Annotated in this window: 26 protein-coding genes and 1 tRNA gene; 7 read left to right on the forward strand and 20 right to left on the reverse strand. The window is 66.9% G+C overall.

Features of this window, described 5'->3' with window-relative positions; all coding sequences use genetic code 11:
- The first annotated feature begins 161 nt into the window (after positions 1-161).
- Positions 162-644, forward strand: a complete 483-nt coding sequence (locus J3A72_RS19915) for a hypothetical protein (RefSeq protein WP_140222870.1) — start codon at positions 162-164, stop codon at positions 642-644.
- A gap of 94 nt (positions 645-738) precedes the next feature.
- Here the strand turns inward: J3A72_RS19915 and J3A72_RS19920 are convergent, their stop codons facing one another.
- Entirely contained in the window at positions 739-885 is a 147-nt protein-coding gene (locus tag J3A72_RS19920) for a hypothetical protein (protein WP_172617741.1), read from the reverse strand.
- A 155-nt stretch (positions 886-1,040) separates the two neighbouring features.
- Between J3A72_RS19920 and J3A72_RS19925 the strand changes: the two genes are divergently transcribed.
- Positions 1,041-1,616 (forward strand): hypothetical protein, encoded by a 576-nt coding sequence (locus J3A72_RS19925; protein WP_075075559.1) that lies wholly within the window; start codon positions 1,041-1,043, stop codon positions 1,614-1,616.
- Positions 1,617-2,134: 518 nt separating this feature from the next.
- On the opposite strand, the gene J3A72_RS19935 is transcribed toward J3A72_RS19925, so the two are convergent.
- The 14 genes from J3A72_RS19935 to J3A72_RS20000 all read right to left on the reverse strand — a co-directional run bounded on the left by J3A72_RS19935 (position 2,135) and on the right by J3A72_RS20000 (position 13,465).
- Positions 2,135-2,209: transfer RNA gene (locus tag J3A72_RS19935), tRNA-Val, on the reverse strand.
- Between the two features lie 111 nt (positions 2,210-2,320).
- Positions 2,321-2,674: a PilZ domain-containing protein gene (locus J3A72_RS19940; protein ID WP_005412452.1), complete on the reverse strand. Its 354-nt coding sequence runs from the start codon at positions 2,672-2,674 to the stop codon at positions 2,321-2,323.
- Positions 2,671-3,627, reverse strand: a complete 957-nt coding sequence (locus J3A72_RS19945; RefSeq protein WP_014646193.1) for a DNA polymerase III subunit delta' — start codon at positions 3,625-3,627, stop codon at positions 2,671-2,673. Before J3A72_RS19945 ends, J3A72_RS19940 begins: the two co-directional genes overlap by 4 nt.
- Positions 3,624-4,289, reverse strand: a complete 666-nt coding sequence (gene tmk / locus J3A72_RS19950) for a dTMP kinase (protein ID WP_075075558.1) — start codon at positions 4,287-4,289, stop codon at positions 3,624-3,626. The genes J3A72_RS19945 and tmk overlap by 4 nt, the downstream gene beginning before the upstream one ends.
- On the reverse strand, positions 4,286-5,347 hold the full coding sequence (gene mltG / locus J3A72_RS19955) for an endolytic transglycosylase MltG (protein ID WP_075075557.1): 1,062 nt from the start codon (positions 5,345-5,347) through the stop codon (positions 4,286-4,288). Before mltG ends, tmk begins: the two co-directional genes overlap by 4 nt.
- Before the next feature lie 192 nt (positions 5,348-5,539).
- On the reverse strand, positions 5,540-6,904 hold the full coding sequence (locus tag J3A72_RS19960) for an aminodeoxychorismate synthase component I (RefSeq protein WP_075075556.1): 1,365 nt from the start codon (positions 6,902-6,904) through the stop codon (positions 5,540-5,542).
- 92 nt (positions 6,905-6,996) lie between these two features.
- Positions 6,997-8,259 (reverse strand): beta-ketoacyl-ACP synthase II, encoded by a 1,263-nt coding sequence (gene fabF / locus J3A72_RS19965; protein WP_075075555.1) that lies wholly within the window; start codon positions 8,257-8,259, stop codon positions 6,997-6,999.
- Positions 8,260-8,402: 143 nt separating this feature from the next.
- Complete coding sequence (acpP, locus tag J3A72_RS19970; RefSeq protein WP_005415509.1) at positions 8,403-8,642, reverse strand: acyl carrier protein; 240 nt, start codon at positions 8,640-8,642, stop codon at positions 8,403-8,405.
- Positions 8,643-8,794: 152 nt separating this feature from the next.
- Complete coding sequence (fabG, locus tag J3A72_RS19975; RefSeq protein WP_005408312.1) at positions 8,795-9,538, reverse strand: 3-oxoacyl-ACP reductase FabG; 744 nt, start codon at positions 9,536-9,538, stop codon at positions 8,795-8,797.
- Positions 9,539-9,620: 82 nt separating this feature from the next.
- Positions 9,621-10,565, reverse strand: a complete 945-nt coding sequence (gene fabD / locus J3A72_RS19980; RefSeq protein WP_075075554.1) for an ACP S-malonyltransferase — start codon at positions 10,563-10,565, stop codon at positions 9,621-9,623.
- Between the two features lie 159 nt (positions 10,566-10,724).
- The gene (locus J3A72_RS19985) at positions 10,725-11,507 is read right to left on the reverse strand and encodes a serine/threonine protein phosphatase (protein WP_075075553.1); all 783 of its coding nucleotides are present in this window, start codon (positions 11,505-11,507) and stop codon (positions 10,725-10,727) included.
- Positions 11,508-11,584: 77 nt separating this feature from the next.
- Complete coding sequence (locus J3A72_RS19990; RefSeq protein ID WP_075075552.1) at positions 11,585-12,562, reverse strand: beta-ketoacyl-ACP synthase III; 978 nt, start codon at positions 12,560-12,562, stop codon at positions 11,585-11,587.
- A 91-nt stretch (positions 12,563-12,653) separates the two neighbouring features.
- Entirely contained in the window at positions 12,654-12,848 is a 195-nt protein-coding gene (rpmF, locus tag J3A72_RS19995) for a 50S ribosomal protein L32 (protein WP_005408308.1), read from the reverse strand.
- 107 nt (positions 12,849-12,955) lie between these two features.
- Entirely contained in the window at positions 12,956-13,465 is a 510-nt protein-coding gene (locus tag J3A72_RS20000) for a YceD family protein (RefSeq protein ID WP_075075551.1), read from the reverse strand.
- A 113-nt stretch (positions 13,466-13,578) separates the two neighbouring features.
- On the opposite strand from J3A72_RS20000, the gene J3A72_RS20005 reads away from it, so the two are divergent.
- Complete coding sequence (locus tag J3A72_RS20005) at positions 13,579-14,148, forward strand: Maf family nucleotide pyrophosphatase (protein ID WP_075075550.1); 570 nt, start codon at positions 13,579-13,581, stop codon at positions 14,146-14,148.
- 102 nt (positions 14,149-14,250) lie between these two features.
- On the opposite strand, the gene J3A72_RS20010 is transcribed toward J3A72_RS20005, so the two are convergent.
- On the reverse strand, positions 14,251-16,083 hold the full coding sequence (locus J3A72_RS20010; RefSeq protein ID WP_075075549.1) for a glycosyltransferase family 39 protein: 1,833 nt from the start codon (positions 16,081-16,083) through the stop codon (positions 14,251-14,253).
- A 42-nt stretch (positions 16,084-16,125) separates the two neighbouring features.
- On the opposite strand from J3A72_RS20010, the gene J3A72_RS20015 reads away from it, so the two are divergent.
- From J3A72_RS20015 to J3A72_RS20030, 4 genes are read left to right on the forward strand one after another with little or no spacing between them, the layout of a single operon-like run.
- Positions 16,126-17,079 (forward strand): AAA family ATPase, encoded by a 954-nt coding sequence (locus J3A72_RS20015; RefSeq protein ID WP_032958559.1) that lies wholly within the window; start codon positions 16,126-16,128, stop codon positions 17,077-17,079.
- Positions 17,080-17,102: 23 nt separating this feature from the next.
- Positions 17,103-18,026 carry a DUF58 domain-containing protein gene (locus tag J3A72_RS20020; RefSeq protein WP_032958561.1) on the forward strand — a complete coding sequence of 308 codons (924 nt, stop codon included), beginning with the start codon at positions 17,103-17,105 and terminating at the stop codon, positions 18,024-18,026.
- Positions 18,019-19,968: a DUF3488 and transglutaminase-like domain-containing protein gene (locus J3A72_RS20025; protein WP_075075548.1), complete on the forward strand. Its 1,950-nt coding sequence runs from the start codon at positions 18,019-18,021 to the stop codon at positions 19,966-19,968. The genes J3A72_RS20020 and J3A72_RS20025 overlap by 8 nt, the downstream gene beginning before the upstream one ends.
- Complete coding sequence (locus tag J3A72_RS20030) at positions 19,965-20,492, forward strand: Slp family lipoprotein (RefSeq protein WP_014036182.1); 528 nt, start codon at positions 19,965-19,967, stop codon at positions 20,490-20,492. Before J3A72_RS20025 ends, J3A72_RS20030 begins: the two co-directional genes overlap by 4 nt.
- A 103-nt stretch (positions 20,493-20,595) precedes the next feature.
- Here J3A72_RS20030 and J3A72_RS20035 read toward each other — a convergent pair whose 3' ends face one another.
- The 4 genes from J3A72_RS20035 to dnaX all read right to left on the reverse strand — a co-directional run bounded on the left by J3A72_RS20035 (position 20,596) and on the right by dnaX (position 24,098).
- Positions 20,596-20,955 (reverse strand): histidine triad nucleotide-binding protein, encoded by a 360-nt coding sequence (locus J3A72_RS20035; protein ID WP_014646179.1) that lies wholly within the window; start codon positions 20,953-20,955, stop codon positions 20,596-20,598.
- 67 nt (positions 20,956-21,022) lie between these two features.
- Positions 21,023-21,622, reverse strand: coding sequence for a recombination mediator RecR (gene recR / locus J3A72_RS20040; RefSeq protein ID WP_014646178.1), 600 nt, complete (start codon positions 21,620-21,622; stop codon positions 21,023-21,025).
- Between the two features lie 82 nt (positions 21,623-21,704).
- Positions 21,705-22,025, reverse strand: coding sequence for a YbaB/EbfC family nucleoid-associated protein (locus tag J3A72_RS20045; RefSeq protein ID WP_005408298.1), 321 nt, complete (start codon positions 22,023-22,025; stop codon positions 21,705-21,707).
- Between the two features lie 6 nt (positions 22,026-22,031).
- Positions 22,032-24,098: a DNA polymerase III subunit gamma/tau gene (dnaX, locus tag J3A72_RS20050; protein WP_075075547.1), complete on the reverse strand. Its 2,067-nt coding sequence runs from the start codon at positions 24,096-24,098 to the stop codon at positions 22,032-22,034.
- Positions 24,099-24,190: the final 92 nt, after the last annotated feature.

Consider the following 24,190-nt stretch of genomic DNA (forward strand, 5'->3'; position numbering starts at 1 on the left):
CGTTAGCCGTGGCAGCGAACGTAGTGATTCACGGAGTCGGCTTTTCTCTGGCCACGGGATACACCCGTGCCCGGGGATTGCCGGAACCTGATGTCGGTCCGGTCCTCGCGCTTCTTTCTGGGGATCTCAAGAGCGCGTGGGGGAAAGCTGGAGTTCAGAGCTTGGCCGAGTTCCCCCTGAGAATTTCAGCATATTTCCTTACTAATACGGCAATTGCGTGGGGCGCGGGCATCTTGGCCAATCGGCTGATAAGGCTGCGCCCCCGCGCCAGCTGGTCTGAACTTCTCCGACCGCAAGAAGTGTCATTCGTATGGCTTACCACGGAAGTTCAATTGGACGGCACGTGCTATCTGTTCGCCGGGCCAGTCCAAGAGTTCAGCGTTGGAAAGGATGGCAACCTTGAGCGGGTAGTTCTGCCATATGCAATCAAGAAGCCACTCCCCCCACTCAAGAGAAAATCGGCGGACGGCGTCCCTCCAGAACAGCCCCCGCAAGGGGCTGCATCCGGTGCGGAGCTGAATGACGGGTGGACTGAGATTCCCGGTGAAATTCTTGTCTTGCAGCTGAAGGACTCCAAGACGGTAAATCTGGACTACTTCTACGAGAAAGAAGAGGCTCCGAAAGTCGCCAAGAGCCCGGATTAGATTAGCGCTTCGGTGGCGATGGGAAATTTTCTACGAAATCGCAGATTGTTCAGGTGGCGCCGTCAACAGAATGACGGCCCCGCTACCACATCGGCTACTTCTTCTTACCCTTCCCCTTGTCGGATGCCTGAGTAAGGGCACTAGCTGCAACTGACTTCACGGCCTTGGACGACTTCGGATCGGACAGAAGCTTGCCTGCAGTCGAAGCTGTTTTGGAGCCGGTCTTCTCGTTCTTCGCCATCTGGACGTTCCTTGAACCGTGCGGAGGATTCCGCGACGCCGATTCTAGTCATATCCGGACTTAATCAGACAGCTGTCCCGGCGCGACAGACGGCCTGTTTACTTAGACGGCTCCGTCGCCTCATGCTTGGGCAACCACCAAGGACCGGGAATGTCATGGTTGAGCCACTCTACTGCTCCCCACTGCAGCTCTTTTGCCAGCCTTTGAGTTGGTGGTCATCCGCAGCGGCGTGGGCCCAGGCGGTCCTATCAGCGGCCGCCATCTTCGGCGCCGCAATGATCGCCCGATGGCAGCACAAAAAGGCTCTGGGGCAACGGGTACAAGCCATCACGGCTATTGCTGCTTTCGCCATCGATGCCGCAAATGGCTATCTCGAGGAAATGAAGCGCTACGAGCACAAGCCAGTCGCCCGTCCTTGGAACCTCGACCAGCTGACCGAGGCGGCCAGAGCATTCGGGGCCATCCCAGCTCACGAACTGCCAGAAGATCGGCTGGTTTATCCGACCTTGGCTCTTAACGACAGCTTGCGCGAGCTGCTGGCGCTAGCACAGCAACTGGACATGCGTATCGCGAGCACCGGAAGCCCCATCAGCGCCACTCACATGAACTCCATTGAGGACCTAGTCGATCGGATCGAAAAGGGCTATGAGGCAGTGGTCGCTGTAGATCGAGCGGTCAACCCCCTAACCTGGCGCGACGTGCGGCGCATGAAGAAGGGACTGGGCAAGTAATGCCAGTGGGCAAAACACACGGGATACGGCGGGCGCTGGCAATCAGGTGGAAACGACGTGCGAAGATCACACTCCGGCAAGATCACCGGCCTGCCTGGTGATTTACCCGCCCACCAGACAGGCGCCGGTGGGGGGCCTTTACTTCATATTACTGCTGGTTCCGAGGCCGAAGTACGACAAGACTGTAGATGCGAGATTGAGGCTCATTCTTTGAATCAAACCACTCGCACTTTGCTTCGTCGTCACGTACCCACGCAACGGTCATCAAGGGACCACTGCTTTTCAGAACGACAACATCCCCTGCCTTGATTTCCATGTCTGATCCCTCGTTGTTGGAAGCCCCACGGGCACGAGAAATCATGGAGGCTGATAAGCGCCTTCTCAAGCAATGAATCAGAAGGAGATCTCTGCTCAACGCGAAGGCCCCCCCACTTCGCGGATTGCACCTACTCTGCAAAAACAAAAAAGCCGGCTCAGGGCCGGCTTCTTCATAACACCTGAAAAATCAGGGTTCTATTTGGTGGGCGGTACAGGGATCGAACCTGTGACCCTTGCCGTGTGAAGGCAATGCTCTACCGCTGAGCTAACCGCCCGGTGTGTTGCTGAGCCGCTCATTATAGGGGCTTTTCAGAGGCCGTCAACAGTTTTTCACATTCGTGTTCACGGGTGTTTCGAGGTCGCCGTCGGGCATGGCCCGGCGCCCCTCACATCGTATGGGTTGGCTTGTCCGAGCCGGTCAGGCCGGCCAGCAGGGTCTCGATCTTGTGCCGCACGCCCTCGCCTTCGGCACCGTCGGCCAGCTGCACGCCGATGCCGGCGGTGCGGTTGCCCTGTGCGCCGGCCGGGGTCACCCAGATCACCTTGCCGGCCACCGGCAGGCGCTCGCTGGAATCGGGCAGCGTCAGCAGCAGGAACACCTCGTCGCCCAGGAAATAGCGCTTGGGCGTGGGCACGAAGATGCCGCCATTCTTCACGAACGGCATGTACGCGCTGTACAGCGCGGCTTTGTCCTTCACAGCCAGGGACAGGATGCCCTGGCGGGCGTTGCTGGCACTCATCGATTTCCCCTTGCGGCAGGCCGCTCGTTCACCTTGTTCCAGGCCAGCAGCAACTCGACCACCGCAAGGTCTGCACGCACCGTGGTGCGCAGCAGGTCGCGGGTGCGGTTGGCCGCATCGAACCAGGCTGCAAGCTTGTGCAATCGCTCCGGCGTGGTCAAGGCATCGGTACTGGCCTGGGCCAGCGCCAGATCGGCAGCGAAGCGCAGGCGCAGCGCCGCGTTGTCATCACCGCACCACTTCTGCGCCAGCTCCACCGCGCCGGTCTTGCCGGCGGCCAGCTGTTCCAGATCTCGACCGACTTCGCGGCGCAGGCTCAGGCCGTCTTCGCGCAGCCAGTTGTCGGCCTGGCCGGGATGGCCGCGGGCGGCCTCCAGCGCTTCGCGCGCCGATGCTTCACTGTGGCCCAGCTGCTGCAGCCAGGCCAGTGCTTCGTGCTGCGGCGGCAGCTTGAATTCCAGGCGCTGGCAACGGCTGCGGATGGTCTGCGGCAGGCGTGCCGGGTCGCTGCTGATCAGCCACAGGTAGCGGCCGGGCTGCGGCTCTTCCAGGGTCTTCAGCAGCGCATTGGCCGCCGAGCGGTTGATCGCATCGGCCGGATCGACGATCACCACCTGCGCCACGCCGTACTGCGGGGTCAGCGCCAGCTTTTCGGTGATCTCGCGCACCTGCTCGATGACGATCTCGGTACGCAGCTTGTCGCCGCTCTTGTTCGGAATGAAGCTGACCAGCTGCAGGTCCGGATGGGTGCCGGCGGCGATCAGCTGGCGCGTGCGCGTGGCGTGCGTTGCATCACCCTGCGCCAGCACGTGGTCGGCCAGCGCCAGCGCCACCTCGCGCTTGCCCAGCCCGGCCGGGCCGCAGATCAGCAGGCCATGACCGAGGCGACCGGCGTCGAGCGCGGCCACGGTCTGGTCGAACGCGCGCTGCTGCCACGGCGAAAACGTGCTCATGCGCCCTCCCCGTCCTGCAGCCAACGCTCGACATGTGCGACCACATCGGTGGCCACGCGTTCCTGCACCTGGCCGGCGTCGATCAGCGCGAAGCGCTGCGGGTCCTGCTGTGCGCGGCTGCGGAACACTTCGCGCACGCGCTGGAAGAAATCGTCCTGCTCGCTCTCGATGCGGTCCGGCCACAGGTCGCGACCATTGGCGCGCGCGCGGCCGACGGCCACGTCCACGTCCAGCAGCAGGGTCAGCCCTGGCAGCAGGCCGACCGCGCGGCGCTCCAGGTCGGCAATCCACTGCGGGTCAAGCCCGCGGCCACCGCCCTGGTAGGCGTAGCTGGAATCGGTGAAGCGGTCGCTCAGCACGTAGGCACCGCGCTGCAGCGCCGGCCGGATCACCTGGCGCACATGCTGGGCGCGTGCGGCGAACACCAGCAGCAGCTCGGCTTCGGCGCTGAGCGGTTCGGCGGCGATCTCGGCATCGGGCTTCAGCACCAGGCCGCGGATGCGCTCGGCCAGCGGCGTACCGCCCGGCTCGCGGGTCAGTACCACCTCGTGGCCGTGGCGGCGCAGGCAGTCACGGATGGCATTGATGGCGGTGGTCTTGCCTGCGCCCTCGCCGCCTTCCAGGCTGACGAAACGCGGGTGGCGAAGCAGCGCGGGACTCATTGCGCCGGGGTCTCCTGGGTACGTTGCTGGCGCAGCTGCTGCAGGTAGCGGGCTACGGCGGCGTTGTGCTGGTCCAGGCTGGGCGAGAACACGTGCGCGCCGCTGCCGTCGCCCACGGCGACGAAGTACAGCGCATCACCGGCGGCCGGCCGCGCCGCGGCCATCAGCGCGTCGCGACTAGGCATGGCGATCGGGGTCGGGGTCAGGCCCGCACGGGTATAGGTGTTGTACGGCGTATCGGTGGTCAGGTCGCGGCGGCGGATGTTGCCGTCATACGCGGCACCGATGCCGTAGATCACGGTCGGGTCGGTCTGCAGGCGCATGCCGATCTTCAGGCGGCGCATGAACACGCCGGCGATCTGCGGGCGCTCGCTGGCCAGCGCGGTTTCCTTCTCGATGATCGACGCCAGCGTCAGCAGTTCGTAGGGCGTGTTGATCGGCAGGTCCGGCGCGCGGCTTTCCCAGGCTTCGTCCAGCGCCTTTTCCATTGCGGCGTGGGCGCGCTTGAGCACGTCCAGATCACTGTCGCCGCGCTGGTAAACGTAGGTCTCCGGCAGGAAGCGGCCTTCCGGGTGCTGGCCACCGAAGCCAAGGCGCTGCATCAACGCGGCGTCATCCAGGTTGTCGGTGGTGTGCAGCAGCGGCTCGGCGCGCTTGAGTGCGGCACGCAGCTGGCGGATGTTCCAGCCCTCGACAATGGTGACGCGGTGCTGCAGCACCTTGCCGGCGCGCATGCGCAGCAACAGCTCGCGCGGGGTCAGCTCGCCACTGAGCGCGTACTCGCCCACCTTCAGTTTGCCGGCCGCATCGAGCTGGCGCGCCAACAGCTGCCACTGGGTGTCCTGGCCCTCGTCCACGCCGGCATCGCGCAGCTTGCGCAGCACGCTGTTCATGCCATCGCCGCTGGCGATGACCACGCTCTCGGCGGTCGGGGTGATCGGGGCATCGGCGAACCGGGTCTGCTGGTAGAAGAACCACGCGCCCGCGCCGGCCACGACGGCGGCCAGCACCACGACCAGCGTTACCACGAACAGACACCCGCGCTTGGCTCCCGCCATGGACTACCTCTGAACTCGATTCCGTCGTGCAGGATACCGTGCCGGTGGATTGGGGTCATGACCGGGGTGGCGCCTGCGTGCCGGCCAACGGTCGATCAGTAGATCCACGCCATGCGTGGATGAACGCCCGGCGGCATGACTGCGGGGGTCAGAGCCCTCGCGCGGTGCGCAAGGGATCCGACCCCGACCGGATCAGCCCTGCTGGCCCAGCGCGCGCAGCAGGCCGCGGGCCTTGGCGCGGGTCTCGTCCAGTTCCTTGTCCGGGTCCGAATCGACCACGATGCCGGCGCCGGTGCGGAAGCTGACCTGGCGGCCATCCACTTCGGCGGTGCGGATCAGGATGTTCAGGTCCAGGTCGCCATCGCGGTTCAGCCAGCCGAACGCGCCGGTGTAGGCACCACGCGGCACCTGCTCCAGCTCGCTGATGATCTGCATGCAGCGCACCTTGGGGCAGCCGGTGATGGTGCCACCCGGGAACGTGGCGGCGATCACCTCGCCGGGCGTGACCTCCGGGCGCAGGTGGCCGCTGACATTGCTGACGATGTGGTGCACATGGGCGTAGCTCTCCACCGTCATCAGCTCATCGACCACCACGGTGCCGGGCAGGCAGATGCGGCCCAGGTCGTTGCGTTCCAGGTCGATCAGCATCACGTGCTCGGCACGCTCCTTGGGGTGGCCGACCAGCTCCTGGATGCGCGCAGCATCATCGTCCCCCTCGAAGCGCGGACGCGTGCCGGCAATCGGACGGGTCTGCGCGTGGCCGGCATGCACCGACACCAGCCGCTCCGGCGAGGAACTGACCACATGGCGGCCGTGCGCGCTGAACAGGCCGGCGAACGGTGCCGGGTTGGCGCGGCGCAGCTGCGCGTACAGCGCCTGCGGGCTGACCGGCGCGGCAAACTGCGCGCTCCAGCGCCGCGACAGGTTCACCTGGAACACGTCGCCGGCACGCAGGTACTCGATCACCCGGCGCACGCCGTCGGTGAAACGTTGCGGCGCATCCTCGCCTACCGCCTGCGGTGGCTGCCAGCCCTGCCCGGCCTCGGGCAGCGCGGCCGAGGCCAGTGCCACCAGCGCATCCAGCAACGCCTGCTCGCCGGCCTCGGCGATAACGAAGCTGGCATCGTTGTGGTGGTCGTGCAGCACCGCGGCCGAGCAGCGCAGCGCCAGCGCGGTCGGGTGGCCATCCTCGCGTGCGCGCGCCGGCAGCACCGGTTCGATCTGGCTGGCCACTTCGTAATCGAGCATCAACGCCCAGCCGCCGCGGAACGGCAGGCTGTGGCTGCCGTCATGCGGCAGGCGTTCGCGCTGCCAGGCACGGTCCAGCACCTGCAGGAAGCTGCCGGCGTGCACTGCGTCGTGCTGGTCGCGCACCTGGCCATCCGCATCCAGCCGCAGGCCATCACCCTGCGCGGCCAGCAGCAGGCTCCAGCGGCCCTGCGCGGTGCCCGAAGCAGTGGATTCCATCAGCAGCGGAAAGCGCGCCGGGTCATGCTGCTGCAGGGCCAGCAGATCGATCGGGCGCGGCAGCGGGTGGATCAGCGGTGCGTGGGTCATGGCAGCCAGTTCTGGGGTTCAGATGCACGGAAGCCGCCTTGCGGCGGCTCCGTAGAACGCGGCGTCGAGCATGGCCCGACGCTACACCTCGGTCAGACGCGCTTGAAGACCAGCGTGCCGTTGGTGCCGCCGAAGCCGAAACCATTGGACATCACCACGTCGACCTTGGCCTGGCGTGCTTCGTTGGGCACGTAGTCCAGGTCGCAGCCTTCGCCCGGCTGCTGCAGGTTGATGGTCGGCGGGATAACGTTGTCCTGCAGCGCCATCACCGAGAAGATCGCTTCCACGCCGCCGGCAGCACCCAGCAGGTGGCCGGTCATCGACTTGGTGGAGCTGACCATCATCTTGTAGGCGTGGTCGCCGAAGGCGGTCTTCATCGCCATCGTCTCGCCCAGGTCGCCCAGCGGCGTGGAGGTGCCGTGCGCGTTGAGGTAACCCACCTGTTCCGGGGTCACGCCCGCGTCCTGCATGGCCATGGCCATGCAGCGCGCGGCGCCTTCGCCGTTCTCGCTCGGTGCGGTCATGTGGTACGCGTCGGAGCTGGCGCCGAAGCCGGCCAGTTCGCAGTAGATCTTCGCGCCACGTGCCTTGGCGTGCTCGTACTCTTCCAGGATCAGGATGCCGGCGCCGTCGCCCAGCACGAAGCCGTCACGGTCCTTGTCCCACGGGCGCGAGGCCTGTTCCGGGGCATCGTTGCGGGTGCTCATGGCCTTCATCGCGCAGAAGCCGCCCAGTGCGGTCGGCGACGAGCCACGTTCGGCACCGCCAACCACCATCACGTCGGCGTCGCCGTACTGGATCATGCGCATCGCGGTGCCGATCGAGTGGTTCGAGGTCGCGCAGGCCGACACCGCCGAGAACGACGGGCCCTTCAGGCCGGTGATGATGCTCAGCTGGCCCGGCAGCATGTTGATGATGGTCTTTGGCACGTAGAAGGGCGAGATCTTCTTGCCCTCGTGGAACTCGATGGTCTGCTCTTCGATGCCGAGCAGGCCGCCGATGCCGGCGCCGACGATGGCGCCGATGCGCTCGGCATTGGCGTCGGTGATCTCCAGGCCCGAGTCGTGCAGGGCCATGAACGAGGCACCGAGGCCGTAATGGATGAACGGGTCCATCTTCTTGGCATCCTTGCCGCTGACCCGGAACTTGCCGAACAGTTCATTGTCGGCGGTGATGTCGAATCCCTTGACCTCACCTGCAATCTTGGTGGTGAACCGATCCAGATAGGCATCCGCAACGTTGGTCAGCGGACCGATGCCCGAACGACCGTGGGTGATGCCTTCCCAGCTGCTGGCCAGATCATTGCCCAACGGCGAGACGATACCCAGGCCGGTTACGACGACGCGACGCTTCATTGCTGATTCTCCTGACCCGGCTGATTTCAACGGGCAACTCGGTTTGCTTCGGTGTGATGCTCAAACACACGGGGCCGCAACTGCGGCCCCATGGGGTGCGGTGCGCGGCGAGCGTGGGCCCGCGCGCGCACTGCCGTCTGACATCAGGCCTTGACGTGGGCCTTGATGTAGTCGATGGCGGCCTGCACGGTGCTGATCTTCTCGGCTTCTTCGTCCGGGATCTCGCACTCAAATTCTTCTTCCAGGGCCATCACCAGCTCGACGGTGTCCAGCGAGTCAGCGCCCAGGTCATCGACGAACGATGCGCTGTTGGTGACTTCTTCTTCCTTGACGCCAAGCTGTTCGACGACGATTTTCTTGACGCGTTCTTCGATGGTGCTCATGGGATCTCGCTCCAGATGGAGTTGTGGTTCAAAAGTGGTCGCCATCAAAGGCGATGGCCGTGGGATAGTGTAGTGGAAACCGGCGCGGCCTTGCATTGCAGCAAAAACCTCCGCAGATCAACCACTTGCGGCGCAATCCCTGCGCCCCTTGCTTACGGCATGTACATGCCGCCGTTCACATGGAGGGTTTCGCCGGTGATGTAACCGGCAGCCGGGCTGGCCAGGAAGGCCACCGCATGGGCGATGTCCTCCGGCGAACCCAGGCGTTCGAGGGCGATGTCGTTGATCAGCGCGGTGCGCGCTTCTTCCGGCAACGCCTTGGTCATGTCGGTGTCGATGAAGCCAGGTGCGACAACATTGACGGTGACGCCGCGCGAACCGATTTCCTTGGCCAGCGACTTGCTGAAGCCGATGATGCCCGCCTTGGCCGCGGCGTAGTTGGCCTGGCCGGCATTGCCGGTCACGCCCACCACCGATGCGATGTTGATGATGCGGCCCTTGCGCGCCTTCATCATGCCGCGCATCACCGCCTTGCTGGTGCGGAACACGCTGGTCAGGTTGGTGTCGATGATCGACGCCCAGTCCTCGTCCTTCATGCGCATGAGCAGGTTGTCGCGGGTGATGCCGGCATTGTTGACCAGGATCGAGATCGGGCCGAATTCCTTGGCGATGCCATCGAGCACGCTGTCCAGCGCGGCGGCATCGGTGACGTTCAGCGCGCGGCCGTGACCACCGTGGGCGGCCAGGCGTTCGCCGATCGCGGCAGCGCCGGATTCAGTGGTGGCGGTACCGATGACGGTGGCGCCCTGGGCGGCCAGCAGATCGGCGATGGCGGCACCGATGCCACGGCTGGCGCCGGTGACCAGTGCGATTTCACCCTGCAAGGGCTTGCTCATGATGTTTTCCTCAGGCTGGGGCGACCGCCGCACCCGTGCCGCTTGCCGCGGCCACCGGTACGGTCGGCAGGAACAGGGGGGATCAGGCCGACCATGCCTCGCGGGCGGCTTCGAAGTCGCCCGGCGTGGCCAGCGGACGGCCGTCGATGGCCTTGTCGATGCGCTTGACCAGGCCGGTCAGCACCTTGCCCGGGCCGCACTCGGCGATCCGGGTGACGCCACGGGCAGCCAGCGCCTGCACGCACCCGGTCCACTGTACCGGCTGGTACAGCTGCTGGACCAGCGCGGTGCGGATCGCGTCGATGCCGCTGTGCACCTGGGCGTCGACGTTCTGCACCACCGGCAGCTGCGGCGCGTGCCAGGACAGGCCGGCCATCACTTCGGCCAGGCGGTTGGCGGCTTCGCGCATGATCGGGGTGTGCGAGGGCACGCTGACGGCCAGCTTGACCGCCTTGCGCACGCCCTTCTCGGCCAGCAGCGCCAGCGCACGGTCGACCGCGTCGGCGTCGCCACCGATCACGATCTGGCCCGGCGAATTGAAGTTGGCCGGCACCACCACCTGGCTGCCTGCCGCTTCGGCGCAGACGTCCAGCACCAGCTGGTCTTCAGCGCCGAGCACGGCAGCCATGGCGCCGACACCGGCCGGTGCGGCTTCCTGCATCAGCTGGCCGCGCAGGCGCACCAGGTGCGCACCGTCATGCAGGCTCAGCGCGCCTGCGGCAACCAGGGCGGTGTACTCGCCCAGGCTGTGGCCGGCCAGCACCGACGGGCGCGGACCGCCCACGGCGTTCCAGGCGCGCCACACGCCGATGCTTGCCGCCAGCAGGGCCGGCTGGGTGTATTCGGTACGGTTGAGCATTTCCTCCGGGCCACCCTGGGACAGCGCCCACAGGTCGACGCCGGCACCATCGGATGCCTCGGTGAAGGCTTCACGCACCTGTGGGTGCAGTTCGGCCAGCTCGGCCACCATGCCCACAGACTGCGAGCCCTGGCCGGGGAAGACAAAAGCGAGGGTGGATACGGTCACGCGGTCATCCGCTTGTTGCAATCGAAGCGGGCCATGATAAGGGGGAACATGCCGTGTCGTCTGTACGTGCGCGTATGCACGCGTATGGTGAATGGCCGGGCAAGCGCAACGGGGTCAGATCCCTTTTCCTGCGGAAAAGGGATCTGACCCCTATCAGCCTCAGCAGAACAGCTGCAGGACGTCCAGGTCGCCGTCGGCGAGGAAATCCACGCACAGGCCCACCAGCATCAACACGCCGGCGGTGCTGGCGCCGTGGGCGATGAAGATGGAATGGGCCAGCGCGCGCGCCGAACGGCCCAGCTTCATGCAGACCCGTGCCAGGCTGCGCAGGCGGCCGCTGACCGCATGCACGTGCTCGCGCACCGGCGCCTGAACGTCACCCATCGCCTCGGCCATCATCGCCTGCAGGTGCCCGGGGCGGTCGGCGTAGTACTTGGCCACGCCGTAGCCGAACATCAGCCAGTCGCGGGCCTGCGCTTCGGACAGATCCATCACTTCCAGCGGATCTTCCTCGAAATCGATGAAGCCGACCTTCTCGCCATCCCATGTGAGGTTGCGCGGCAACGGCTGGCCGAAATAGGCGCCGCGGGCATGAGCTTCAGCAATGGCCAGCATCGCCGCCATCACCAGCCGATCGCGACCGGCTTCGTCGGCTTCGCGCAGGCAGGTATTGAACGAGCTGCCGTTGTCGCCGATCACCAGTGCAGCGTGGCCGGTGCCCAGCACGTCGGGCACGTTCACGCCCTGTGCCTGCAGTTCCCCCAGGCGCCGGGCTTCGGTTTCGCGTGCCGCATCGCCGCCGCGATGCGGTGGCGGGCGCAGCGCATCCAGATGGAAACGGCGCGCAACAAAATTGAGCAGGCCCAGGGCCATTGCCCGGCTTCCCTTGCCGTACTGCTTCAGCCAGGCACGTTGCCCTTCGATGACGATGGGCTCAACCATGACAGGTCCTCCTTAAACGCGTTACGGCCCCGGAGGGGCCGTAACGACAAGACTTCACATTGTCGTAACTTGCACTATCAATAGCGCAGCAGGGCCGAACCCCAGGTGAAGCCGCCGCCGAAGGCCTCCAGCAGCAGCAACTGGCCACGCTCGACCTTGCCCGAACGCACCGCAGCATCCAGCGCCAGCGGCACCGAGCCGGAGGAGGTGTTGCCGTGCTTGTCGACGGTCACCACGACCTGGTCCATCGACATCTCCAGCCGCTTGGCGGTGGCTTCGATGATGCGCAGGTTGGCCTGGTGCGGGATCAGCCAGTCCAGGTCGGACTTGTCCAGGCCGTTGGCGGCCAGGGTCTCGTCCACGACCGAGTCCAGCGCCTTGACGGCGTACTTGAACACGTCGTTGCCCTTCATGTTGATGGTGCCACCACCATTGGCGCCGTCCTTGAAGCCGGTCGAAACGCCGACCGGGTTCCACAGCAGTTCCTTCTTGCTGCCATCGGCATGCAGGTGGGTGCTGAGGATGCCGGTGTCTTCGTCGGCCTTGAGCACGACAGCGCCGGCGCCATCGCCGAACAGCACGCAGGTGGTGCGATCGTTCCAGTCGACCATGCGGGTCAACGTTTCGGTGCCGATCACCAGCACGTGCCTGCAGTCGCCGGAGCGGATGAACTTGTCGGCCACGCCCAGCGCGAACACGAAGCCGGAACAGGCTGCGTTGACGTCGAAGGCGGGGCACCCGGCCACACCGAGCTTGGCCTGGATCAGGCACGCGGTGGACGGGAAAATGAGATCAGGGGTGGTCGTGCCGACCACGATCATGTCGAGCTGCGAGGCATCGATGCCTGCGGCTTCAAGCGCGCGCAGGGCGGCGTTGTAGCCAAGGTCGCTGGTGGTTTCGCCTTCGGCCGCGATGTGCCGTTCACGAATACCGGTGCGCGACTGGATCCACTCATCCGAGGTTTCGACCATTTTTTCCAGGTCGGCGTTGGTCAGGACTTTTTCCGGCAAATAGCTACCGGTGCCCGCGATCCTCGAATAGATCCGCTTGCTCATCATGTTTCCTGTTGCGCGGGCCGCCGATCACCGGCACGCCCGGGAAAGAAGGCAAAGGCCGCTGCCCGGAGGCAGCGGCCTTCCCGGCACATCAATCTTCTTCGACGGCCGAGGTCTTGGTCTGGATGACCTTCTTGCCGCGGTAGAAACCATCGGCAGTGATGTGGTGACGCAGATGCACTTCGCCGGTGGTCGGGTCGGTCGACAGCTGCTTGGCGCTCAGGGCGTCATGCGAACGGCGCTGGCCGCGGCGGGACGGGGTAACACGGGATTTCTGCACAGCCATGGGATTGCTCCAAACTCGGTTCGTTTTGCTTCGTCGTATCGTCGCGCAGGACGCCAGCGCCCAGCACACTTTCGCTTTCGCCGCAGCCGCCGACGACAATCCGGCTGCTATTGTTTCTTCAGTGCCGCCAACGCCGCGAACGGGTTGGCCTTCTTCGTTTCTTCTTCGCTCGGTGCCCAGTCCTTGTCGACTGCTTCACCGTCGGGCGACAGCGGCACCACGGGCACCGCCAGCACCAGCTCATCCTCGACCAGGTCCAGCGGACGCAGCTGGCCGTCTTCCGGCACCAGCAACGCCTCGTATTCCTCCGGCAGGGACGATTCCTCGCCCTCGTCGCGGATCAGGCCAAGCCTCTGGGTCACCTTCACCGGCAACAGGAATCGCTGCATGCTGCGCTGACAGGTCAGCGGCAGCGCGGTGTCGATGGTCAGTTCCACATAGGATACCCGCAAGACGTCGTCGCGACCGAATTCAAGCGAGTAGACACACTCGCCGTCGGTATCTGCGACCAACCCCTGCAGGCGGGTCAATTCAGCCAGGGAGACCTGACCGTCGAAGCGCCTTCGCGCTACAACCATCCGCCAGGCATCCAGCGTTTCGGGCACGTTCGCGGACATAAGCCGCTGAATACTAAGGATCGCCCCGCCCGCTGTCAAATGCCCGCCCTGCAGGACTTGCCGCTGGCGCCGTGGAGGGGCCAGACTGCCGCGCCCTGCCCCGGTATTGTCACATGTCACTGGTCCTGGCCTCCACCTCCCGCTACCGTCGCGAACTGCTGGAACGGCTGGGCCTGCCCTTCGACTGCGCACGCCCGGACGTGGATGAAACCCCTCTGGGCGCCGAGACCCCGCCGGCCCTGGCCACGCGCCTGGCCGCCGCCAAGGCCGCCGACGTGGCCGCCCGCCATCCGGGCGCCTGGGTGATCGGCTCGGACCAGGTGGCCGACCTGAACGGCCAGCCGCTGGGCAAGCCGGGCACGGTCGAGGCGGCCTGTGCGCAGCTGGCGGCAATGTCCGGACAGACGGTGCGCTTTCACACGGCAATCAGTCTCAGGCGGGATGGAGAATCCCTCGCCACCCTGGATCTGACCGAAGTACGCTTCCGCGTGCTGGACCCGCAGGAAATCATCCGCTACGTCGCCGCCGAGCAGCCGCTGGACTGCGCCGGCAGCTTCAAGTGCGAGGGCCTGGGCATCAGCCTGTTCGAGGCAATCGACAACCGCGACCCGACCGCGCTGGTCGGCCTGCCACTGATCGCGCTGTGCGGCCTGCTGCGCAGGGCTGGATTCGCGGTGCCGTGAACGGTGGAGCCGAGCCCTTGATCGGCCGTTTTTTTCGAGGCTGCCCGCCATCTGTAGCAGAAGCAGCCGAGCATCGGCTCGGCTCTACAGGACCAAGGGACCTCAACGAACTTCGAACGGCTGCTCCTGCCACGCCTCCACGCTGCCGTCGCGGCCGTGCAGGCGCAGGCCAAGCCAGTGCCGCCCCGGCGCCAGTGTGGTGGTATCCAGCGATGCGTCGAAGCCCACCGCCGGATGCTGCGGATCGGTGCTGTCCGGCCAGGTGTGGCGGATGTCAAACATGCGCCCGTAGCGCGCATCGCCAATCGAATGGCCATCGACCAGCACTTCGATGCGCGCCAACCCCACGCCATCCTTGAATGCCCAGCCCTTGATGGCGAGCGTTCCGGAGACCTTCTCACCGTTGGACGGTGCATCCAGCCAGGCCATTGCCGGCGTCACGCAGGGCCCCTGCGCGCGCTGCACCGGCAGCCGGAACAGCAGGAAGCGCTGGAAACCATGATCGCTGCTGACCACGCGCGGCGCCGGCAACGGCCCCACCTGCTCGCAGATGGCGTGATAGCGCGCCAGCAGATCGCGGTAGCGCTGGTCGCTGGGTGACAGCACCAGCAGCATCGGCGCACTGCGCGGGCCTTCGTGCAGCAGGCCCCACTGTGCCAGCTGTGCGGTCCGCCCATGCTTGTCGTTGAGCGGGTGCGGCAGCACCTCGATATCACCGTTGCCCAGCTGGAAGCCCAGTTCGGCACCGACCTTGAAGTTGCCCGCCAGCACACGCGTGCCCGGCGGCATCTGCCGCAGTTCGTCGCGCACCGCCACGGCCAGCGGCTGCCAGCCGGCAAAGTTGCGCGGGTAGTACTTGCTGCCGGCCATCTGCTCGCGCAGCGCCGGCGTGGACGCCATCAGGTAGTAGCCGAAAGCCAGTACGGTGCCTGCAGCTGCCAGCCACCAGCCGGTGCGGCGCAGCCAGCGTGGCCAGCCGTTGAGGACCACCGGCACGGCCACCAGCAGCGCCAGGTAGCCCGGCAACGGCCAATGGAAACTGATCCGCTCGACATCGGTGAAGAAGCCCAGCAGGAAGATGCCCAGCGTCGACACCCCGCCCACCAGGCCGAAATAGCGCCATTGCACCCGCACACCACCACTGCGGGTACCCGCCAGGGCGACCTTCCACATCGCGATGCACAGGATCGGCGTCACCAGCATCGGCTGGATCACCAGGAACCACAGCCCTTCCCACTCGAACGTCCACGGGTGGCGCTCGACCACCTGGAACTTCAGGCCGGCATCATGGTTGTCCGCGTTCCACGCCAGCAACGGCAGCCAGGCCAGTACACCCACCGCCAGCGCCACCCATACGCGCGGGTCGGCCAGCATGCGGCGGCCCTGCGGCAGCGCCAGCAGCGCAATGAAGCCGACACCGATGACGCCAATGAAACGGTAGTGGCTGAGCGCACCGATCAGCAGGCCCAGCGCCAGCTTCATCGCCGACGACGCATCCACGTTGTGCAGCAGGCGCGCACCGGCGTGCAGGCAGATCACCGCCGCAAGCGCCATCGGCACATCCGGCACGGCCAGCAGGCCCAGCGTGGCCGACAGCGGCATCAGCAGGGTCAGGCTGCCCGCCTGCCACCCTGCGACGTTGCCAAACCAGCGCGTGGCGATGCGCACCACCAGCAACGGCAGCAACGCACCGATGGCCAGGAACGGCAGGCGCAATGCGAGCACGTGATGGCCACCGATTTCCACGCCCAGGCGTGCAAGCCATGCTGTCAACCCCGGCAGGTCGGAATAGGCGGCGGCCAGGTGCTGGCCTTCCTGCCAATAGAACGCCTCATCGACGAACAGCGGCAGGCGTGCAGCCACCACCAGCTTGGCCGCTGTGATCAGCGTCCATAACCAGAGAAATATTGCCCGCGCGCGGTGTTCGCCTTGCATTGCTCTATGGATAATCGAGTGGATTCCAGACCTGAGACGATCATGCCAGCCTCGTCCCCCAATCCCAGCATGCTAACCGATCAACTGCGCCAGGCCCTGCGGGAGGCACAGGATCAGGTGAACGCACTGGTACTGGGCAAGGTGCCGGAAGTCAGGCTGGCCTTTGTCGCCCTGCTTTCCGGCGGCCACCTGCTCATCGAAGATCTGCCCGGGCTGGGCAAGACCACGCTGGCGCATGCATTGGCCAGCAGCCTCGGCCTCAGCTTCCAGCGCGTGCAGTTCACTTCCGACCTGTTGCCGGCGGACGTACTGGGCGTATCGGTGTACGAGGCCGGCAGCCGCCAGTTCCAGTTCCACCCCGGCCCGGTGTTCACCCACGTGCTGCTGGCCGATGAGATCAACCGCGCACCGCCGCGCACGCAGAGTGCGTTGCTGGAGGCGATGGCCGAGCAGCAGGTCACCCTGGATGGACAGACGCATCCACTGCCCGATCCATTCTTCGTGATCGCCACGCAGAACCCGGTCGACCTGTCCGGCACCTTCCCGTTGCCGGATTCGCAGCTCGATCGTTTCCTGCTGCGGCTGGCGATGGGCTACCCGAGCGTGCAGGCCGAGCGCGAGCTGCTGCGTGGCAGCGATCGCCGCGACCTGATCGCCCGCGCGGTGCCGAAGCTGGATGACACCCAGGTGCGTGCGCTGCGTGAAGCCGTTGGCCAGGTACACGCCAGCGACGCGCTGATCGACTACGTGCAGGCACTGTTGACCCGCAGCCGCCAGCATGCCGGCGTACGCGTGGGCCTGTCACCGCGCGCCGGGCTGGCCCTGCTGCGTGCCGCCAGGGCGCATGCACTGCTGCTCGGCCGCGGGCATGTGGTGCCCGAAGACGTGCAGACCCTGTTCGTGGCAGTGGCCGGCCATCGCCTGGTGGCGGAGGCCGAATCCAGCTCCGGGCCGGCACTGGCGCGGGCGATCCTGCAGACCGTCGCGGTGGACTGAAGGTGGCCACACGCTGGGCACGCATGCAGCTGCTGGCACGCCCACGCAGGCCTGAAGCCCTGCCGCAGCGACTGGATCGCCATCGCATCTATGTACTGCCGACGCGCTTCGGCCTGTTCGTCGCCACCCTGCTGTCGGCGATGCTGCTGGGCGCATTGAACTACAACAACAACCCGGCCCTGCTGCTGGCACTGTTGCTGGCCGCAGCAGCGATCGCCAGCGCCATTGCCGCGCACCTGCAGCTGTCCGGCATACAGATCGATGCAATCTCCGCCGAGCCGGTTCCGGCCGGGCACCCCCTGCGCCTGCGCGTGGACCTGTCGTTGCGCGACCCGCGCGCGCGCCACGGGCTGCACCTGCAGCTGGGCGCAAGCGAGGCGTGGGTCGCACTGCCTGCACACGGTCGCGGCGAAGTGGAGCTGGATGTCCCCAGCGAGCGCCGCGGCTGGCTGGAACTGCCGCGCATCCGCCTGTCCAGCACGCAGCCGCTGGGGCTGGTGCGGGCATGGTCGTGGGTGTGGCCGGAGCAGCCGCTGCTGGTTTATCCACTGGCCGAGGCACTTGCACCACCCCTTCCGGAAAGTGGCAGCGATCCACTGCACACCCGCGCCCATGCCAGTGGCGACGAGCTGCACCAGCTGCGCCCCTATCGTGCCGGCGACGCCCCGCGCAGCATTGCCTGGAAACACTCGGCACGCCGCGACAGCCTGCTGGTACGCGAATACGAGAAGCCGATCGGCATCGAAGTGGTGCTGGACTGGCGCACGCTGGCGCCGCTGGGCCATGAAGCACGCATCGCGCGGTTGGCACGCTGGGTCGACATGGCCGAGCGCGAAGGCCGGCGCTACACGCTGCTGCTTCCAGCCCATCCCCCGTTCGGGCCCGGCCAGGGCGCCAGCCACCACCACCTGTGCCTGCGCGCACTGGCGCTGATGCCCCATGACTGAGCCTGCCGTCCTGCTCGATCGCAACGCCCGCAGCTGGACCCTGGCCAGCGCAGCGCTGGCGCTGCTGCCACTGCTGCTGCAGCTGCCGCCGGTGCTGGCCGTCGTGATCGCGATCACCGCCGTGCTGACCGCTGCGCTTTCCTGGCGGCGGGTGCTGCCGATGCCGGTGCGCCTGCTGCTGGTGCTGGCCATGCTCGCCACCATCGTCTGGCAGATGGGCATGGTGCGGCCGGGGCGTGATACCGGCTGTGCGCTGCTGGCGGCGATGCTGGCCATCAAATCCAGCGAACTGCGCAACCTGCGTGATGCGCGCAGCCTGCTCGGTTTCGCGCTGTTCTCGCCGTTCGCGGCCTTCCTGCTCGACCAGGGCCCGCTGACCACGGGACTGGCCGCGCTGGCCGCGGTTGCCGCACTGCTGGCCCTGCAACGCCTGGCCCAGGACGAGGGCCGCAGCCCACGCCTGCCACTGCACGGTCAACTGCGCGGCGTCGGCCGCCTGCTTGGCATCGGCCTGCCGCTGGCACTGGCCTGCTTCTGGCTGTTCCCGCGCTTGTCCACGCCGTTGTGGGGCGTACCCGAACGAGCGGTGGGTACACCCGGCCTGGCTGACAGCATGGCGCCGGACCAATGGCTGGACCTGATGGCCGACGACACCCCGGCGCTGCGCGTGCAGTTCTTCGGCGCGGTGCCCGAGCCCGCGCAGCGCTATTGGCGCGGCCCGGTGCTGACTTCCTTCGATGGCCACCGCTGGAGCCGCGATCGCGCGACGGCCCGGTGCCCCGCCCCCGTGGTCGAAGCCGCCGCACAGGGATGGGACTACCAGATCGACTACGAACCCACCGACCGTCGCCTGCTGGTGGCCCTGGACCTGCCCAGCCGCGCACCGGAAGGCAGCAGTTTCGATGCGGACATGAGCCTGCGCAGCGACCGCACGCTGTCCGCGCTCAGCCGCTGGCGATTGCATTCGGCGCCTCCGCAACGGTTCGACACCGATCTGTCGCCCTACCTGCGCCGTGCCGCGCTGCAGCTTCCCCCCGGCTTCAATCCGCGCACCGCCCAGCTGGCACGGCAATGGCGGCAGGAGGCCGGCAACGATGACGAAGCCATCGTCCGCCGAGCGCTGCAGTGGATCACCCGCGACTTCTCCTACACGCTCGATACCCCGGTGGCCGGGCGCGATCCGGTCGACGATTTCCTGTTCAACTACAAGGCCGGCTTCTGCCAGCACTTCAGCTCGGCCTTCGTGGTGCTGATGCGCAACGCCGGCATTCCGGCCCGGGTGGTGACCGGCTTCGCAGGTGGCACCCGCAACCGCATCGGGGACTACTGGGTAGTGCGGCGCATGGACGCCCACGCCTGGGCCGAAGTCTGGCTGCCCCAGCGCGGCTGGGTCCGGGTGGACCCGACTGCGGCCGTGGCACCGGAACGCATCCTGGACACGCTGGACGACCGCTTGCAGGCCGGCACGGACACCCCGCTGCAGCAGCGCTGGCTGCAGCTGGGGCAGATGGGTGACTGGCTGCGCCGTGGCTGGAACGACCTGGTGCTTTCCTTCGACGCACGCCGTCAGCAGCAGCTGCTCAGGCCGTTCGGGCTGGATGATCTCGGGCCGGCGCAGCTGGTGGCCGGCTTCGTGGTCGCCGCACTGCTGGCATTGGCATGGATGGCCTGGCTGCTGGCCCGCGGCGAGCGCGAGCGCGACCCGCTGCTGCGCGCCTGGCACCGGCTGGGGCGGCGCTATGCACGCCTTGGCCTGGCCCGCGTACCCCACGAGACGGCATGCGACTGGTCACGACGGGTAGACGCCGTGCGCCCCGACCCCGCCCTGCTGGCACTCAGCCAGCGTTTCGCCGACGCGCGTTACGCTGGAACTTGCACCGACCTCGCTTCATTATTGCGGGACCTGCGCAGGCATCGCCCGACTTCCGGAGCCTCCCCATGAACACCAAGTTCCTCCTCACCGCTGTGGCCACGCTGGCCCTGTCGGCCTGCGCCACGGCCCCCAAGCCGCTGCAGGGACAGTTCAGCCTGGTCTCCCCGCGCGACTCGGTCGCCACCCAGCAGGTCGGCACGCCGGTCCGATGGGGTGGTCGCATCATCGAGACCAAGCCCGGCCAGGGCGAGACCTGCTTCCAGATGATCTCGCGCCCCCTCAACGCCAGTGGCCGCCCGAACACCACCTCGTCGGACGCCAGCGACGGCCGCTTCATTGCCTGCCGCGCCGGCTTCTACGACCCGGCCGTGTTTGAAGCCGGCCGCGACGTGACCTTCATCGGCAAGATCGACGGCTACCAGAACACCCGCATCGGGGAGTACGACTATCGCCTGCCGAAGCTGTCGGCCGATGTGATCTACCTGTGGCCGGAACAGCGCCAGGTCGATGTGGTGCCCTATCCCTATGGCCCGTGGGGCCCGGGCCCGTATGGCCCGTACTGGGGTGGTTACGGCCGTTGGGGCTGGTGGTGATCGCCACCGGCCATGCGTGATCGAAAAAGGCCGCCTTCGGGCGGCCTTTTTTTCATCCACGCATCGCATGGATCCACTGCGGGCAATGGTGGATGCCGGGCGCTCAGCGCCCCGGCGTACCGAAATGCCCCAGCGGCGCACCGGCCAGCAGGTGCATGTGGATGTGGAACACGGTCTGCCCGGCATCCTCGCGGCAGTTCATCACGATGCGGTAGCCGTCCTGCGCGAACCCTTCGCGGCGCGCATATTCGGCGGCAGCCAGGGCAAGCTTCCCGATCAGGTGCGCCTGCGACGGCTGCAGGTCGTCCAGGGTCGGGATGATCTCGTTCTTCGGAATGAACAGTACGTGCACCGGCGCCTGCGGTGCGATGTCCTTGAAGCCCAGCACCTCGTCGTCCTCGTAGACGATGGTGGCCGGGATCTCGCGACGGATGATCTTGCTGAAGAGGGTTTCGTTGCTCATGGTCGGCCTCGGCGGGAGTGTCTTCCGCATTGTAGGCCGGCCGCGCCGGGCGATGCCCGGGTGGCGCTCAATCGCGGAATTCGCTGCGCGTTCCGAACGCGTGCGACAGCGTGCCGCGGTCAACGTATTCAAGCTCGCCACCGAGCGGCAGGCCCTGTGCCAGCCGGCTGGGCTGCACCTTGCGCGCGCGCGCCAGCTGCGCCAGGTAGTGCGCGGTGGCTTCGCCTTCGACGGTGGCACTGGTGGCGATGATCAGCTCCTGCACCTCACCGTCGGCCAGACGCTGCTCCAGCTGCTCCAGGCCCAGCTCGCGCGGGCCGATGCCATCGAGCGGCGACAGCCGGCCCTGCAGCACGAAGTAGACACCGCGGAAGCCGGTGGCGTTTTCGATGGCCAGGCGGTCGGCCGGCGATTCGACCACGCACAGCTGGCTGCGCTCGCGGCTGCTGTTGGCACAGGTCGGGCACAGCTCGGTTTCGCTGAAGTCGCGGCACTGCGCGCAGTGGCCGATGCGCTCCACCGCCAGCGCCAGGGCTTCGGCCAGTCGCTGGCCACCTTCGCGCTCGCGCTCGAGCAGGTGGTACGCCATGCGCTGTGCGGTCTTCTGGCCCACGCCAGGCAGCACCCGCAGTGCGTCGATCAATTGTTCAAGCAGGGGTGCGGACACGGCGGCATGCTTTCATGGCGTCGAGCAGGCTCGACAGCTACAGATTCTGTGGCACCCGCTTGCACGGGTGCCACGCTGGCAATCAGAACGGCAGCTTCATGCCCGGCGGCAGCTGCATGCCGGCGGTGGCCGAACCCATCTTCGACTTCGACTCGGCGTCGATCTTGTTCGAAGCGTCGTTGAAGGCGGCGGCGATCAGGTCTTCCAGCATCTCCGGGTCGCTGGTCAGCGACGGGTCGATGCGCACCTTGCGGCATTCCTTGGCACCGGTCAGGGTCACGCTGACCATGCCGCCGCCAGCGCTGCCGGTCACTTCGATCTTGGCGATTTCTTCCTGGGCCTTCTGCAGGTTTTCCTGCATCTTCTGGGCCTGCTGCATCAGTTGGGCGATGTTTCCGCGCATGGTGTCTTACTCGTCAAAAGAACGGATGGAATCGGAAACAACCCGGGCACCGTGCTGCTGGATCAGCACCTGCACTTCCGGGTCGTCCATGAAAACGGCCTCTGCCACCTGCTGCCGCTCGCCACGCTGGCGGTCGGCCCGCTGATGCAGGGTCTCGGCCGGAACGTGTTCGGTTTCCACGGTCTCGACCACGATCTTCGGCGCCTGGCCGAGGGCCTTCTGCAGCATCTCGCCCAGGGCAGCCAGCGCGCGCTCCGAGCGCAGGTATTCAAATCCGGGCGAAAGGCCCAGTTTCAAGGTCCCGTACTGGCAGCTGATGAAGGCGGCGTTGGCAGCCAGCTGCCGCGAGGGGCCGCTGAGGCCGCTGTTGGCGACCAGGTCCAGCCAGTCTTCGGCCGTGGCCAGCTCGCTGACACCTTCCTGCGGCGCGGCGGCATGCGCCGGGGCCGGCTTGGCATGTTCGGCCGGCGCAATGGCAATGCCTTCGGCGCGGAACGGGCGCTCGGGCGGCGCAGGCTCGCTGGGAGCCGCGACGGGAGCCGGCGGTTCGTGCCAGGGCGCAGCCATGGCGGCGTCCGGGCCGGACATCTCGGCCGCCAATGCCTCGTCACGCGCCTCGGCTTCGTCAGTGGCCCACGGCGGCAGGTCGTCGCCTGCCTCTGCAGTGACGGCAGGCGCCGGCGCCTGTGGCTCAGCCTTCACCGGCGGCGGCGACACGGGCTCTTCCACCGGAACCGGCTCGGGCTCCGGCGTCGGATCTGGTTCCGGTTGCGGGGCCGGTTCGGGCTCGGGTTCAGGTTCGCGCGGCGCGGCCTGCACCGGCGCGGCGGCCTGCGCCGCTACCGCCGGGCTGCCCGAAGCGGCAGCAGCGGCCGGCGTCGCATCGTGGCTACCGGTACCGGCGCCACCACCGGCAGCGTTGCCACCCGGCGTGCCGCCCAACGCACCGTCGACGGCCTTCGGCACCGGCGGTACCGCTGCGGCCGGACGGAACGCCAGCATGCGCAGCACGGCCATTTCAAAGCCCGCGCGCGGGCTGGGTGCCAGCGGCAGGTCGCGGCGGCCATTCAAGGCCATCTGGTACCAGAGCTGCACCACTTCCGGGCGCAGGCGCTCGGCGAATGCGGCGACATCCAGGCCTTCCGCCGCGGCAGCGCCCGGCACCAGCTGCTGCACCTGGATGCGGTGCAGCCCTTCGGCCAGCGCTTCCAGCACACCACTCCAGTCCGGCGAGAACTCTGCCAGCGCGGCTACCACCTGCAGCAGGCGCGGGCCATCGCCGTCGGCCAGCGCATCGAGCATCGCCGCCACCTGGGTGCGGTCCACGGTACCCAGCATGGTGCGCACCACGTCCTCACGCAGCGCGCCGCCGGCATAGGCGATCGCCTGGTCCAGCAGTGACAGGCCATCGCGCAGGCTGCCGTCAGCGGCCTTGGCCAGCTGCACGATGGCGCTTCCATCGGCCTCGATCGCTTCCGCCGCCAGGATGCGGGTCATCTGGCCCTGGATCTGGTCTTCATCCAGGCGCTTGAGGTTGAACTGCAGGCAGCGGCTGAGCACGGTGACCGGCAGCTTCTGCGGATCGGTGGTGGCCAGCAGGAACTTCACATGTTCCGGCGGTTCTTCCAGCGTCTTCAGCAGCGCGTTGAACGCCGCCTTGGACAGCATGTGCACTTCGTCGATCAGGTAGACCTTGTACTTGCCGCGCGAGGGCATGTACTGCGCGTTCTCGATCACCTCGCGCACGTCATCCACACCGGTGTTGGACGCGGCGTCGATTTCCAGCAGGTCGATGTAGCGGCCGGCGTCGATGTCCAGGCAGGCCGCGCACTGGCCGCACGGGTCGGCGCTGGTGCCCTGCTCGCAGTTCAGCGACTTGGCGAAGATGCGCGCGATGGTGGTCTTGCCCACGCCGCGGGTGCCGGTGAACAGGAACGCGTGGTGGACCCGGCCGCTGTCCAGCGCGTTGCTGAGCGCACGGACCACGTGTTCCTGGCCCACCAGCTCGGCGAAACGCTTCGGACGCCACTTGCGGGCAAGGACGAGATAGGACATCAGGCCACCGTTTTCCATCGGATGTTCCATTGTGCCATGCCTGTCCAGCCCCCTCGCCAACAATGCCGCTGGATGCGCCCCTGATCAGGGTGCTTGTGTCCGGCCGCGCC

It is taken from the genome of Stenotrophomonas sp. PvP093, assembly GCF_017876915.1.
GTDB classification, from domain to species: domain Bacteria; phylum Pseudomonadota; class Gammaproteobacteria; order Xanthomonadales; family Xanthomonadaceae; genus Stenotrophomonas; species Stenotrophomonas muris.